Below are 13,758 nucleotides of genomic sequence, written 5' to 3'. Positions count from 1 at the left end.
TCTGCAATCTCTTCTCTCCAACAGAATGCAGAAATTACTTCGCAGCCGCAGGGTATGGACTCACATGAAAGTCCGCCGCTCTAGACGAAGCCTGGAACCGGCTTGGTCTTGCCGCTCAGTTGCGCGCCCAGCGTCAGTGCCTGCGGGAAATTCTGGACGATCGCCGCCATCAAGGTGGCGCTGCCGGGGCGAAGGGCAATTCCGGCAACGGCCGCGGCGGCGTAGACCCGTGTCGAAAACAGTCTTTTCCAGGCCGCCTCGTAGCGTGTGGCGGCAGCCTTGCGCCCCGCCCGGCCACTTGGCGCGCATGCGAGTTCGCAAGCCAGCAGCCAGCCGGACTGAAGCGCCATCGAGATGCCCTCGGCGATGACAGGATGAGACTCTCCGGCTGCATTGCCGACGCGGAAGATGTCCCCTTCGTAGCACGAGCGAATTCCCGGCCGGATCGGACCTGCGGCAAGCCACGGACCGTCGAGGAGAGCCGGTTCCAGGGCGTGCCTGACGCCCCGGCATGAATTCACGAGATGCCGGGAGACCGCATCGGCGGCCGACACGTGGCTCCGTTGTTTGGGGCCATATTGTTTACGCAGCCGCGCGAGCATATCGCGGCGAATGCAGCACGAGACCGACAACCGGCCATGATCCGCCGAAACCATGCCGCCATAGCCGCCGGGGAAGGCCAGCAGAGGCATCAAATCCGGCGCCAGGGACGACCCGGTGAAATGCGCCTTGAAGCCGAGCAGGTCCGACGGGCGATTGGCCTTTCCGAGCTGGCTGGGCAATGGTCCCGGTTCCCAAGAGCCGTGAGCGGCGACAATCACCGGCGCACGCAACATCGCCGCTTCATCCCCGGCCTGAATTCGCACCCTTCGCATCTCACCGTCCGGCTCGATGGCGACGGCGCGGCAAGGTTGAAAGATTTCGACACCCGCCGATCGCGCCGCTTGCAAAAGCAGAGAGTCGAGAATGTCCCGGCCGAGCGCCCGGCCGAAGCTGTCTTTCGCACGAGGCCCAGCTCCTGCACGTGGCATTGCCGCCTCGACACAGGTCTCCCCGGAAAACAAACCGACGCGGCGGATTTCGGGGCCGGCATTGGTACGCCAGGCATCGCCGATCTCGAGCCGGTCGAGAAGCGCAAGATTGCTTGCCGAGATGTATTCGCCGCAGACTTTGCGGCGCGGAAATGCGGTCTTTTCCACAATGGCCACGACCCACCCGCGCCGGGCCAGCGTGAGCGCGACGGAGGTGCCCGCCGGGCCGGCACCAATGACGATCGCGTCATGGGTCGACAATCCCGTCATGGGTCGTTGCCGGCACTGGCGCCGACGAAGATGTGGGAAAACAGGCCGGCGCGCCGCTCCTCGACCGGTTTGCCGTTGGCCGCAAGCCAGAGACCGGAAAGCTCGCTGCCGCGAAAGCCGGCACGCACGCTTTGCGCCGCGTCGTTTCGTGTGACGTCGTTGGCGCCGATTGCCGGCAGAAGACGGGTCGCGGCCAGCGGCAGTTTCGCCCGCAGCGGCTCTGTCGCGATGAGCAACGGGGCTTTCGGCCTGATCAGCGAAAACAGACGCACGAGCTGCGCATCGTCGAGGTGATGCAGGAACAGATTGACGGTGACGGCGTCGAACGGCGCACCCTCGATCTTTCCTGCCCAGTCGAAGACATCGGCGGTGACGCCTTCGGCCTTCCATCCCAGCCTGTCAAAATCACCGCGCAATTGCGCGGTGACGAGGCCGACGCGGTCGAGCATTACCAGTTCGACCCCGGGCCAATGCGTGGCCATGCGCCGCGCCACCGCCAGCATGAAGGAGCCATCGCCCGCGCCGATCTCCAGAATGCGGCGTGGCGGCTTTGGCACAAACCTCCTGAGCAACGACGTCATGATCGGCACCTGAAACATCAGCATATTGATGCGCCGAAGGTCGCGGCGCGCGGCCAGCGCTCGCGGATCTTCGGCCGCAAGTCCGTCGAGGATTTCCGGCGCAAGCTGCCGGTGCTCCAGGCCGCTCATGACACCGTTCGAAAGAGCATGGTTTCGGCCGTCAGCCCGGGTCCGAACGACATGCCGCAACCGAGCAGGCCGGGTGGCGCCTTCAGCATCTCCTTCATCACGAACATGACGGTCGCCGACGACATGTTCCCATACTGGCGCAACACCTCGCGCGATGGTTCCAGCGCGGTGGGCTCCAGTTCCAGGGCCCTTTCGACGGCGTCGAGCACCGAACGTCCACCCGGATGCACGGCCCAAAGGTCGATGTCTTTCGCCGATCGGCCTCCGAGGATGGCGGCCTGGCTGTTCCGCAACGCTTCATGAATCGCTGCCGGCACCTGGCCGGAAAGAACCATTTCGAAGCCGTGGTCGCGAATGTTCCAGCGCATCAGGTCCCGCCGTTCCCTCGCCACCAGACAGTGAAAGCTATCGAGCTCGATGCCGGCCGGCTCGGCAGTGATGAGCGCAGCCGCGCAGCCGTCGCCCCAGAGGCAGAACGACAGCAGTTTTTCCAGTTCGGTGGTTTCGCGCAGATGCATCGTGCAGAGCTCGATATTGACCAGCAGGACCTTGGCCTGCTGGTCGGAGCGGACGATGTGGCGGGCCAGCTTGAGGCCGTTGATCGCCGCGTAGCAACCCATGAAACCGATCATCGTGCGTTCGACACTATCGGGAAGCCCGCAACGCGCGATCAGCTCCAGATCGATGCCCGGCGCCGAAAAGCCAGTGCAGGTGGTGACGATAAGATGGGTGATGCGGGAAGCGTCGTCGCCAAGCTGCAATCCGTCGATGCCCTTTTGCGCCAGAACAGGTGCGGCATCGTCGAACATCGCCATTCTCATGGCCGTTCCGGGAAACGCGCCCCGGATGAAGGTCCCGGCCAGGTCGGCAGTTGGTCCTTCGGGGTCGGACGCCGGCGCAAAGCAGGAATAGCGGTGCTCGATGCCGGCAAGATCGGCCATGCGTTCGAAGATCCTCCGGCGATCGGCCGCGAGCATAGAGGCCGCGAAACGCAGGTAGAATTGATGAACCTCGTGCTCCGGCACCGCCGTCGCGATCCGGTTGATATAGGCGTTGACGGGCATATTCTGTCTCCTCGGCGGGTGCACGGTGTAACGTGCCGCCGGAGGGTCCTTGCTCATCTTTGCCCGGTGTCGAACACCGGGTTTTGAGCGCTGTTCGATAAACGTTTCCGAAAACTGATTTCTTCCCGAAGGTTCAGTGTGCGCTGTTGGCAGGCAAACGGTTGGAGCGGGCGGGCGGTTGCGTCAGGCATCCAAAATCGCCACATCATGTTGACCTTCCATCTACTGGAAGGTCTATTTCCTCCGACAAAGGAGATTTCCGCCATGAACATCGGTATCGCATCCGAAAAATCCGGCCTGCCGTCCAAGACGATCCGTTATTACGAGGATATCGGGCTCTTGCATCCGGCTCGGACAGACAATGGCTATCGCGATTACTCGACGGCCGATATTCACCGGCTGCGCTTCCTGCAGCGCTCGCGAAGCCTGGGGTTTTCGGTCGACGAATGCCGCCAGTTGCTCTCGCTGTATCAAGACAGGGAACGTGACAGCGCCGACGTGAAGGCGATCGCGAAAGCCAAGCTGGTGGAGATCGACAGGAAGATCGCCGAACTGGTCGGATTGCGCGGCTTGCTCCACCATCTGGTCAGTCACTGCCACGGCGACGAGCGGCCGGATTGCCCGATCATCGACGAGCTGGCAGGACAAGGCGTCGCCCAGTGAGGTGGATTGAAAATCGGAGCGGCTGACGTGCAAACTTCGCTGTCATGCCGGCTTGTGCTGCCGCACGATCTTCCATTCATGCCAGATCAGCACCATGACGACAGCATCGAAGACGGTCAGGACAAGCAGGCCGAACGAATGGGTGTAGGAGTAGCGGTAGACTTGGTAGATCATAAATGCGCCCAGCGCCGCAAGCGATGCCGGATACGACCACAGCTTGCCTCTCAAAAGCCCGACAACGAGCAGCAGCTTTATCAGGCCGTGGCTAAGCAGGTAGAAGGCATAAAACTCCTTGCTGGCGACGGAAAAGTGGCTTGCCATCTGCGACAGATAGCCAGCTATGAAATCGTTCGGATCTTCGATCAATTCCTCTTGGGTGAATGTATTGACCCAGGAGGCAATGGCGTCGGTGGTGACGACATAAAGCAGGATCCCGCCCACGCATTCGATCAGGGCATGCGCCCCTTTAAGCCAGATGCTGAGCTCGAAAATCTGATGGATGCGGCGTTCGTCTACTGCTTTCACAAAATTCACCTTGCGATCGACAACAGCGGAAACGAGAAACGATGGATGCAGCCCTAACCCACTGGATCAACGCGGCAGCCGGGATCAGCCCTTTTCTTGATAAGGCAATGATCGCTGTCTCACAAATCGGCGTTCCGCTGATGGTGCTGGCTGTTGCCCTGCAATGGTGGGCAAAGGCCGACCGCTACCATGTGCGCCATGCTGCCTTGTCCGCCGGCTTGGCGTTCCTGCTCGGTCTGGCGATCAATCAGTTCATTTTGCTATTCGTCCACCGGCTGCGGCCCTACGATGCCGGCGTGACGCATCTGCTGATTGCGCCCAGCGCCGACTGGTCGTTTCCCTCCGACCACGCGACAGCCAGCTTTGCGGTTGTTGCGGCTCTTGCAATGCAAGGTCTGCCGCGCCGGACGCTGGCCCTCTCCATCATGGCATTGCTGATCTGCTGGTCGAGAATTTATATCGGCACCCACTATCTCACCGACGTGATAGGCGGTGCCATCACTGGCGTCTTAGGTGCCGTTGTGGTCCGATTGGCCTATCGCGAGAACTCCCGACTGGACAATCTGGTCACAAGAATTCTCTAGCTCCTTATGTGCCAACGATGAGACGAGCAGCTATCATAGCGGTCCTGTCGCTTGCCTGCGCCTCTGTCGTGCTCGCCGCCGCCCATTCGGGTCGTGATGCGGTCATCCAGGCTCGCCAGGCCTCGATGAAGGAAATGGCCGCGGCGGCAAAGGCGATCGCCGGGATGTTCGACGGCAAGCAGGCGTACGACGCCGCAGCCTTCAAGGCGGCGGCCGAGACCATCCGCGCCCGCACCGGCCCTGCCCTGATTGCCGAATTCCCCAGCGCGACATTGGGCGCGCCTTCAGGCGCCAAGCCGGATATCGACCCCGCCCGCGCGGAGTTCGAAGAGCTGGCTCGCCACATCGGGACGCTGGCCAGCGCCCTGGCCTCCGACGCCGAGCGGGCACCACCGCATATCACCGACGACATGAGAATGGGTTCCGGCCTGGCAATGGGCGGTGGCAGCCTGCTTGGCAAGCGACCATCACTCGCGGAAGCCGATCCCACTAAATTGCCGGCGGAGCACCTCCTGCATCTCATCTTGCAGGATTGCTCGAGCTGCCATTCGAAGTTCAGGCAAAAGGTAGAGTGATAGCGTCAGCTCCGCTGCAGCTGACCCGCCATGAAATTGCGCCAGCCGCCGAAATGCGAAATTTCCTTTGCATCGGCAAGGCCGGCACTTTCGACGAGGAAGCCTTTCGGCGAAGTTCCGTCATCGAGTAGAAGCGTCCCGATGCCGAGCGGCGGCGGGATCGCGGCAACGAAGCGGCCGAAGGCTTGTGGCGAGAGCCGCCAGACTTCGACCTCGATCGCTGCCCCCTTGCCATTGCAGCTGCGCTCGAGCCCCGGTCGCGACACCGACTGGCCGGCGAGTGCATAAAGCCGGTACAGCGGCGCCGTTCTTGCCGCCCGGGCGAAAATCGCGCCGAGCTGCTGCAACTGGCCGTTCAGCGCCATCCCCGACAGATGCGCGCCGACCACGGCCAGCTCGATCGTGCCCTCGTCCACGTCGACGCGAACGTCGCCACGCGGCAGCGGCCAGCCTGTAGCGCCCAGCGCAAGGCCGCTTGCCGCATGGACATCGCGCGCAAGCGACGCCGGCAGATGGTCCTTGCCCGCCGCGGCAAGCAAGGTGACGCTCATCGGCAGACCGTCGCTGCGGGTTCCGCTCGGCACGGCAATGCCGCACATGTCGAGCAGATTGACGAAATTGGTGTAGGTGCCGAGCCGGCTGTTGGTGACGATCGGATCGGCCAGCACCGCTTCGACTGTGTAGTGCGTCGGCGCGGTCGGCACGCAGAAAACGTCGACCGAGGCGATGACCGGCGCAAGCCTGGCCTTATAGCCTTGCAGGGCATAGAGCCCGTTGAAAGCGTCCGCGGCGGAAAGTTTTCGCGCACCGCCGATGATCTGCCGCGTCACCGGATGCATGGCGGCCTCGTTGGCATCCATGAAGTCCCTGATCGCGGCGTAACGCTCGGCTACCCAGGCGCCTTCGTAAAGCAGGTTGGCGGTGGCGTAGAAATCGGCGAACGGGATTTCCACCAGCTGGCAGCCCAGCGTCTCCAGCGAGGCAAGGGCGGCCTCGAAACCCGCCTGCATCGCCTGGTCTCCGAAAAAGGTCCAGTCGGCCCTGGCCGGCACGCCAACCGTCAGCACCGGCGGGCGCGCGGCAAGAGCCTGAATGCAGAGGTCGCGCGAATAGGGATCCGCGTCGTCCTTTGCCGCCGCGACCTCGAACACGCTGTAGGCGTCATCGACGGTGAGCGCGAAGACCGAGACGCAGTCAAGCGTCCGGCAGGCCGGCACGACGCCGGCGGCTGATAGCGCGCCGACGCTCGGCTTCAGCCCGACGATGTTGTTGAGGCCGGCGGGTATGCGCCCAGAACCGGCGGTGTCGGTGCCGAGCGCGAACGAGACGATGCCGCGCGCGGTTGCGACGGCCGAGCCGCATGAGGAGCCGCCCGGCACCAGTTTCGGGTCGATCGCATTCCTCGGGATCGGATAGGGCGTGCGCACACCGACCAGGCCGGTGGCGAACTGGTCGAGGTTGGTCTTGCCGACGACCAGTGCGCCGGCGGCCTTGAGCCGCGCGACGACGGTGGCGTCTTTCGCCGGCAAGTAGGCATATTCCGCACAAGCCGCCGTGGTCGGCATGCCGGCAACATCGATGTTGTCCTTGACCGCGAACGGTACGCCCCACAGCGGCTTTGCCACGGGATCGAACGGGCCGAGCTTTTCCGCCTCGGCAAGCAACTCCGCCCTGCTCGCCAGATGGATGAAGATGCCGGGGTCATCGGCCGCCGCGAGCCGCGCATCGACCGCATCGATCATCTCGCCGATGCTGACGCCGGCCTGATAGGCAGCGTGCAGGCTCGCTATGTCGAAGCGGATGTCGCTCATTTGGCCTCGCCCAGAATGACTACCGGCAGGTTCCACTGGATGAGCACCACGCAGCCATCCTTCGTCCACACCGAATGCTCGGTTCCGACCGGGTTCAGGATCACGCTGCCCGCGGCATGATCGCCGTTCTCGTCGCTCTGTGTGCCTTCCAGCACAAGGATCGTTTCCAGCCCGGCATGGCGATGGCGCGGCACGCCGGCGCCGGGCCGGTAGTTCAGGATGGCGACCGACGGTTCCGTCGGTCCGCCCTTGAGCAGCCAATGCGCCGTAATGCCATCGCGGAAAGGCTCGAACGGCAGACCGCGCCAGCCACAATTGAGGAGGCCGGCAAAGGCAAGGTTAGGCATTGGCAATCCCCTCGAGCACCTGGTCCGTCGTTGCCGTCCAGCCGACGATGGCGCCCTGCGCCCTGATCATGGCAAGGGCTGCCGCCTTGAACTCCGGAAAATAGCTCTCAGTGGCATCCTCCGCCAGAAGGCATTCATAGCCGCGGTCGTTGGCCTCGCGCATCGTCGTCTGCACGCAGACCTCCGTCGTCACCCCGGCAAAGACCAGTTGCTGTGCGCCAAGCCGCTTGAGGTCGTCGCCGAAGCTGGTGGCATAGAACGCGCCCTTGCCGGGTTTTTCGATGACGATCTCGCCAGGCAGTGGGGCAAGTTCATCGAGGATCGCCGTTCCCGGCTCCCCGACGATCAGCACACGACCCATTGGCCCGACATCGCCGATCCTGATCGACGGATTGCCGCGATTGCGCTTGGCCGGTGGCAGATCCGAAAGGTCTGCCTTGTGGCACTCCATCGTGTGGATCACCGGCAGGCCAGCGGCGCGAAACCCCTCGATCAGCCTCTTCACCGTCGGCACGATGGCCGTGACCCGGCTGACGTCATTGCCGAGGCTGGCGCCGAAGCCGCCGGGTTCGGCAAAGTCGCGCTGCATGTCGATGACGACCAGCGCCATCGCCTCAGGCTTGAACACAAACGGAAACGGCAGCGCCTCGATCTCCGCCATCAGTGATGTCCCGCCATGTGCTCGCCGATGGTCTGCACGCTCGCTTGTGCGATCGGCGTCTCGTAGACCAGCGCGCCGTCGGACATGACGAAGATGCGGTCCGAGAGCTCGAGCAGCTCATCAAGGTCCTCCGACATAAGGAGCACCGCGGCGCCGGCATTGCGCGCCTTCATGATGCGGGCGCGTATTTCGGCGACGGCGGAGAAGTCGAGGCCGAAGCAGGGGTTCGACACGATGAGCAAATCGACCTCGCCGGTCAGTTCCCGCGCCAGCACCGCGCGCTGCACATTGCCGCCCGAGAGCGACGAAATCGGCGAAGCGAGGGATGCCGTCTTGACCTTGAACTGTTGGACCAGACGGGCCGCGTAGTCCCTGATCGCACTCATCCTGATCCAGTTGACCGGCTTGCCGGCCTCGTTGAGGTCGAAGGTCCGGAAGGCCATGTTTTCCGCCACCGTCATCTTCGGTGCGCAGGCATTGCGCAACGGCTCCTCCGGAATGAAGCGGACATTGAGCGTGCGCGCCTCGCTGCGGCTGGCGCCATAGGGCGAGCCTTTCACCAGAACGTCGCCGCCATTGCGCGCCCGTTGTCCGGCAAGGACTTCGAGAAACTCCTTCTGGCCGTTGCCGGAGATGCCGGCAATGCCGACGATCTCACCCGACTTCACATCGAGTTCGCCGATGTCGATGGTTTTCAAACCGGTGCGGTCGGGCGCCTTCAGCGACTTTACCGTCAGCACCTGTCTGGCGCCGGCCGGCACCGGGGCGCGGCTGTCGAGTGCGGCGATCGGTTGGTCGCCGATCATCATCGCCGCCATCTGCTTGTGGGAAAGTTCGGAGACCTTTCCGGTTCCGGTCAGCCTGCCCTTGCGCAGCACGGTGATATCGTCGGCAAAGGCCGTCACCTCGTGGAATTTATGCGAGATCATCAGCACGGTGAGGTCGCCGGTCCTGGTCATGTCGCGCACCAGGCCAAGCACTTCGTGTGCCTCGCTGGGAGTGAGCACCGAAGTCGGCTCGTCGAGCACCAGGAAACTGCGGCCGAGATAGAGCTGCTTGATGATTTCGAGCTTCTGCTTCTCGCCGGCCGCAAGTTCCGCCACCTTGACGTCGAGCGGCAGCTTGAACGGCATACGCTGCATGAATTGCGCAAGTGTGGCGCGCTCCTTGCGCCAGTCGATGACGCCGGGCACCTTCTCGCGCGAAATGACCAGGTTCTCCGCGCCGGTCAGCGACGGGACGAGCGTGAAATGCTGGTAGACCATGCCGAGCCCCAATGCCGAGGCATCCTTCGGACTGGCGATCGCGACCTCGCGGCTATCAACCAGCATGTCGCCGGCGGTCGGATGGTAAAAACCCATCATGCATTTGACCAGCGTCGACTTGCCGGCGCCGTTTTCGCCGAGCAGCGCATGGAACGATCCCGCCGGCACCTTGATCGAGACGTCGTCCAGCGCGGTGAAGGCGCCGAAGCGCATGGTCATGCCGATGGTCTCGACGCCGACGGCTTTCTTGCCGATGCTTCCGCTCAAGATCGTGTCCTCACGGCAGCTGCGCGACGAAGGATGCCGAATTCGACACCGCGCCGAACACGCCGCCCTGCATCTTGATCATCTTGATCGCGGCGAGATGGTTGCCGTAATCGGTCGCGCCGCAGCAATCCTCCAGCATGACGCATTCAAAGCCGCGATCGTTGGCCTCGCGCATCGTCGTGTGGACGCAGACATCGGTGGTGATGCCGGTCAGCACGATGTTGTCGATGCCGCGCTGGCGCAGGATCAGCTCGAGGTCGGTGGCGCAGAACGAGCCCTTGCCCGGCTTGTCGATGATCGGTTCGCCCGCCGCCGGATAGAGGTCGGGGATGATGTCCCAGCCGGGTTCGCCGCGCACCAGGATGCGCCCGCAAGGTCCGGGGTCGCCGATGCCGGCATTGATGCGGCGCGAACGCCAGCGCTTGTTGGCCGGCAGGTCGGCGAGATCGGGCCGGTGGCCCTCGCGCGTGTGGATTATGGTGTAGCCCTTGGCCCGCATGGCTGCGAGCACCGACTTGATCGGCTCGATCGGCGCCCGCACCAGCGAAAGATCGTAGCCCATATGATCGACATAGCCGCCCGGCCCGCAGAAATCGGTCTGCATGTCGATGATGATCAGTGCCGTATTGTCCGGCCGCAGCTCGCCATTATAAGGCCATGGATAGGGGTCGGCATCGATGTAGCGCTGGGTGATCTCGGCTCTGGCGTTCATCGGAAAAACTCCAGTCATTTGGTGATCGACAACTCGCCCGGCGCGCCGGCAAGCGAGCGGTTCGGCGACGAGGTGGCGATCATGATGATGAGCGTGAGGATGTAAGGTGCGGCGTAGAAGAGATAGTAGCCCTGCGTCACCCCGACCGACTGCAACGCCGGGCCCAGCGCGCCCGCACCGCCGAACAACAGTGCCGCGGCAAAGCAGCCGAGCGGATTCCAGCGCGCGAAGATGACCAGCGCCACCGCCATCAGGCCCTGCCCCGACGAGATGCGTTCGGTCCAGCTGCCGGGGTAATAAAGCGACAGATAGGCGCCGCCGATGCCAGCGAGCGCACCGCCGACACCTGTCGCAAGCAGGCGCACGGTGTTGGGATTGAGGCCCATGGCGCGCGCCGCATCGGAGCTGTCGCCGACGACGCGCACGATCAGGCCGGCGCGGGTGTTGCGGAAGGCCCACCACAGGAACAGCGCAAGTGCGGCCCCGATCAGGAACAGCACATTGACGTTGAGCGCCGCCTGCACCTGCGGGATATCCGACCAGCCACCGAAGGCGATGGCCGGCAGGTCTGGTGCCGAGGGCTGGATGAACGGCTTGCCGAAGAAGAAGGCGAGACCGGAGCCGAACAGCATCAGCGCGATGCCGATGGCGATGTCGTTCACCCCGCGGAATTTGCAGATCCAGCCGTGGAACAGCCCGAAGCAAAGACCGGCACCTGCGGCAGCCAGCAGGCCGAGCCATGGCGAGCCGGTCATCACCGCGACGGCGTAGGCAGTCATCGCACCGAAGACCAGCGTGCCTTCGAGGCCAAGATTGATGCGGCCGGAGCGTTCGGTGATGGCTTCGCCGAGCGAGACGAAGATGAAGGGCGTCGAAACGCGGATGGCGCCGCCGAGAATGGCGAGCGGCACGCCCCACAGGCCGATCTCGGTCGCGTCCATCAGGAGCCTCTCTTCCACAGATCGGGATTGAAGACCTTGAAGCGGCCGTAAAAGGTTTCGCTGAACAGGATGACGACGAAGAGCATGCCTTGCAGCACCAGCACGGTGGCGTCGGGCAGGTCCATGCGGCGCTGGATCAGCCCGCCGGAAGCGCCGATACCGCCGAGCAGGAAAGCGACCGGGATGATGGCGAGCGGATTGTGGCGGGCGAGGAAGGCGACGAGGATGCCGGTATACCCATAGCCGGCGGCGAGCGAGGCGTTGGCGCTGCCTTGCACGGCGCCGACCTCCAGCATGCCGGCCAGCCCGGCGAAGCCGCCAGCGAGCCCGGTGAAGCCGACGATCAGCGGCCCGACGGCAAGCCCTTGCACCTGAGCTGCCCTGACATTGCCGCCGGCGATGCGGGCGGCAAACCCCCAGCGCGTCTTTTCGATCAACAGCCAGGACAGGACGCAAGCGAGAATGCCGACGACGAGGCCCCAGTGCACGTCCATGCCTGGAATGTTGCCGATGCGGTAGGCATCCGCCAGCGGCTCGGTCGAGGGTTTGTTGAGCGAAGCCGGATCGCGCAGCGGCCCTTCGACCAGATGGTTCATCAGCGCGATGGCGATATAGGCCATCAGCAGACTGGAGATGGTTTCGTTGACGGCGCGGTAGTGGCGGAGTGCGCCGACGGCACCTATCCAGATGCCGCCGGCGACCGCGCCCGCCACGCCCATCAGCAGGATGACCACAAAAGCCGGCGCGCCATTCGCCGCGACGCCGATGGCGGCGGCGGCGACGCCGCCCAGCACGATCGCGCCTTCGCCGCCGATGACGACGAGGCCGAGCCGGGCCGGCAGCGCCACGCAGAGCGCTGCCAATAAAAGCGGTGCTGCCCGCGACAGCGAGTTCTGGATCGAGAACCACGAGCCGAAGCCGCCGCGCCACATCGTCTCGTAGAGTTGCACCGGCGATTTGCCGACCAGCGCGATGAACACGCTGAACAGCGCCATGCCGACGATCAGCGCCGCGAGCGGTATGACGAAGGCTTCCGCCCGCCGCGCCGCCCATTCGAGCGCCGCCGGATAATTCCTGGCGCCAAACAGCGCCGGTGCGCCCGCAGTGCTGACAGTGTCTGCCATGGCCCCGTCTCCGATCCGGTTCAGGCGGTCGAACCGACGACGCCCTCGACCAGGTAGTCCATGCTTTCGAGTTCGAGCGCGGTCTCGGCGAAGGCCTGGCCTTCGGTCGCGACGACGACGCCCTTGTTGCTCTTCAGCGGACCCTTGATGACGGAAAAGCCGCCTTTCATCATTTCGGCCAGCGTGCCGTCGAACTGCTTGCGGGCGGCCTCGCCGACAGCGGGGCCGAGCGGGCTCATCTTGACGAAGCCGTCGGCCAGGCCACCGCGCGTGAAATTGGGCAGCGGCGTGCCGGCCACCAGATCGTCGACGAACATCTTGTAGACCTTGGCCCAGTTCCATTCCGCGCCGGTCAGGTATTTTTCCGGCGCCAGCGGGCTCTGGTTGGCATGATAGCCGCAGACGAAGGCGCCACGCCCGGCCGCCGTCTCGACCACCACCTTGGGGCTATCGACATGGCAGGTGATGACGTCGGCACCCTGGTCGACCAGCGCATTGGTGGCCTCGGCCTCCTTGACCGCTAGCGACCACTCGCCGGTGAAGATCACCTGGCAGGTGATGGTCGGGTCGACCGAGCGCGCGCCGAGCAGGAAGGAATTGATGTTGAGCAGCACCTGCGGGATCGGCTTTGCCGCGACGAAGCCGAGCTTCTTGGTTTTGCTGGTGTGACCGGCGACGACGCCGTTCAGATACTGGCCCATGCCGATATAGCCGAAATAGGAACCGGCATTCATCGGATGCTTGTCCTTGTTCCACATGCCACCACAATGGCGGAACTGCACGTCGGGGAATTTCGCGCACATGGCGAGCATGTGCGGATCGAAATAGCCGAACGAGGTCGGGAAGATCAGCGACGCACCGTCGAGATTGATCATCGATTCCATCGTCTTCTGAACGTCGACCGTCTCCGGCACGTTCTCCTCCTCGACGACGGAAATTCCTTCGATCCCCTTCAGCGTGGCGGCCCCTTCGGCATGCGCCTGGTTGTAGCCGTAGTCGTCCTTTGGCCCGACATAGATGAAGCCGACGGTGGCCGTCGCGGCGAAGGCCCTGCTGATCGGAAACGATGCGGACGCAAGGCCGAGCGCCGCTCCGGCGGCGGAGGTTTTGAGCAGGTCGCGGCGGCTAAGCATGAATCTCTTGGACATTGAATGCTCCCTCTGTGGGGCCTTTGGGGCCGGTTAACACCTCAATGAAAGAAGTGTATG

At 63.9% G+C, this 13,758-nt stretch carries 15 protein-coding genes; 3 read left to right on the top strand and 12 right to left on the bottom strand.

Features of this window, described 5'->3' with window-relative positions; all coding sequences use genetic code 11:
* Positions 1-80 precede the first annotated feature (80 nt).
* From NKH16_RS28820 to NKH16_RS28810, 3 genes are read right to left on the bottom strand one after another with little or no spacing between them, the layout of a single operon-like run.
* A complete protein-coding gene (locus NKH16_RS28820; RefSeq protein WP_352748170.1) occupies positions 81-1,301 on the bottom strand; it encodes an NAD(P)/FAD-dependent oxidoreductase in 1,221 nt (406 codons plus the stop codon).
* The gene (locus NKH16_RS28815; protein ID WP_352748172.1) at positions 1,298-2,011 is read right to left on the bottom strand and encodes a methyltransferase domain-containing protein; all 714 of its coding nucleotides are present in this window, start codon (positions 2,009-2,011) and stop codon (positions 1,298-1,300) included. Before NKH16_RS28815 ends, NKH16_RS28820 begins: the two co-directional genes overlap by 4 nt.
* Entirely contained in the window at positions 2,008-3,075 is a 1,068-nt protein-coding gene (locus NKH16_RS28810; protein ID WP_352748174.1) for a type III polyketide synthase, read from the bottom strand. Before NKH16_RS28810 ends, NKH16_RS28815 begins: the two co-directional genes overlap by 4 nt.
* 264 nt (positions 3,076-3,339) lie before the next feature.
* On the opposite strand from NKH16_RS28810, the gene cueR reads away from it, so the two are divergent.
* Positions 3,340-3,738: a Cu(I)-responsive transcriptional regulator gene (cueR, locus tag NKH16_RS28805; protein WP_352452335.1), complete on the top strand. Its 399-nt coding sequence runs from the start codon at positions 3,340-3,342 to the stop codon at positions 3,736-3,738.
* Positions 3,739-3,780: 42 nt separating this feature from the next.
* On the opposite strand, the gene NKH16_RS28800 is transcribed toward cueR, so the two are convergent.
* Positions 3,781-4,263, bottom strand: coding sequence for a DUF2127 domain-containing protein (locus NKH16_RS28800; protein WP_352748179.1), 483 nt, complete (start codon positions 4,261-4,263; stop codon positions 3,781-3,783).
* A gap of 41 nt (positions 4,264-4,304) precedes the next feature.
* Between NKH16_RS28800 and NKH16_RS28795 the strand changes: the two genes are divergently transcribed.
* A complete protein-coding gene (locus NKH16_RS28795) occupies positions 4,305-4,847 on the top strand; it encodes a phosphatase PAP2 family protein (protein WP_352748182.1) in 543 nt (180 codons plus the stop codon).
* A gap of 17 nt (positions 4,848-4,864) precedes the next feature.
* On the top strand, positions 4,865-5,422 hold the full coding sequence (locus NKH16_RS28790) for a cytochrome c (RefSeq protein WP_352748184.1): 558 nt from the start codon (positions 4,865-4,867) through the stop codon (positions 5,420-5,422).
* A gap of 5 nt (positions 5,423-5,427) precedes the next feature.
* Here the strand turns inward: NKH16_RS28790 and atzF are convergent, their stop codons facing one another.
* The 8 genes from atzF to NKH16_RS28750 are packed head-to-tail and all read right to left on the bottom strand — an operon-like array spanning position 5,428 to position 13,698.
* The gene (gene atzF, locus NKH16_RS28785) at positions 5,428-7,233 is read right to left on the bottom strand and encodes an allophanate hydrolase (protein ID WP_352748187.1); all 1,806 of its coding nucleotides are present in this window, start codon (positions 7,231-7,233) and stop codon (positions 5,428-5,430) included.
* Positions 7,230-7,580, bottom strand: coding sequence for a cupin domain-containing protein (locus NKH16_RS28780; protein WP_352748189.1), 351 nt, complete (start codon positions 7,578-7,580; stop codon positions 7,230-7,232). Before NKH16_RS28780 ends, atzF begins: the two co-directional genes overlap by 4 nt.
* Positions 7,573-8,241 carry a cysteine hydrolase family protein gene (locus NKH16_RS28775; protein ID WP_352748192.1) on the bottom strand — a complete coding sequence of 223 codons (669 nt, stop codon included), beginning with the start codon at positions 8,239-8,241 and terminating at the stop codon, positions 7,573-7,575. Before NKH16_RS28775 ends, NKH16_RS28780 begins: the two co-directional genes overlap by 8 nt.
* Positions 8,241-9,773 carry an ABC transporter ATP-binding protein gene (locus NKH16_RS28770; RefSeq protein WP_352748194.1) on the bottom strand — a complete coding sequence of 511 codons (1,533 nt, stop codon included), beginning with the start codon at positions 9,771-9,773 and terminating at the stop codon, positions 8,241-8,243. Before NKH16_RS28770 ends, NKH16_RS28775 begins: the two co-directional genes overlap by 1 nt.
* A gap of 10 nt (positions 9,774-9,783) precedes the next feature.
* Complete coding sequence (gene biuH, locus NKH16_RS28765) at positions 9,784-10,485, bottom strand: biuret amidohydrolase (protein WP_352587282.1); 702 nt, start codon at positions 10,483-10,485, stop codon at positions 9,784-9,786.
* Between the two features lie 14 nt (positions 10,486-10,499).
* A complete protein-coding gene (locus NKH16_RS28760; RefSeq protein WP_352569074.1) occupies positions 10,500-11,426 on the bottom strand; it encodes an ABC transporter permease in 927 nt (308 codons plus the stop codon).
* Entirely contained in the window at positions 11,426-12,550 is a 1,125-nt protein-coding gene (locus NKH16_RS28755) for an ABC transporter permease (protein WP_352704020.1), read from the bottom strand. Before NKH16_RS28755 ends, NKH16_RS28760 begins: the two co-directional genes overlap by 1 nt.
* Before the next feature lie 20 nt (positions 12,551-12,570).
* Positions 12,571-13,698: a BMP family ABC transporter substrate-binding protein gene (locus NKH16_RS28750; protein ID WP_352704022.1), complete on the bottom strand. Its 1,128-nt coding sequence runs from the start codon at positions 13,696-13,698 to the stop codon at positions 12,571-12,573.
* Positions 13,699-13,758 lie beyond the last annotated feature (60 nt).

The sequence above is a fragment of the Mesorhizobium sp. M1307 genome (genome assembly GCF_040318155.1).
In the GTDB taxonomy this organism is placed as follows: domain Bacteria; phylum Pseudomonadota; class Alphaproteobacteria; order Rhizobiales; family Rhizobiaceae; genus Mesorhizobium.
This window is presented reverse-complemented; position numbering and strand designations above follow the sequence as displayed.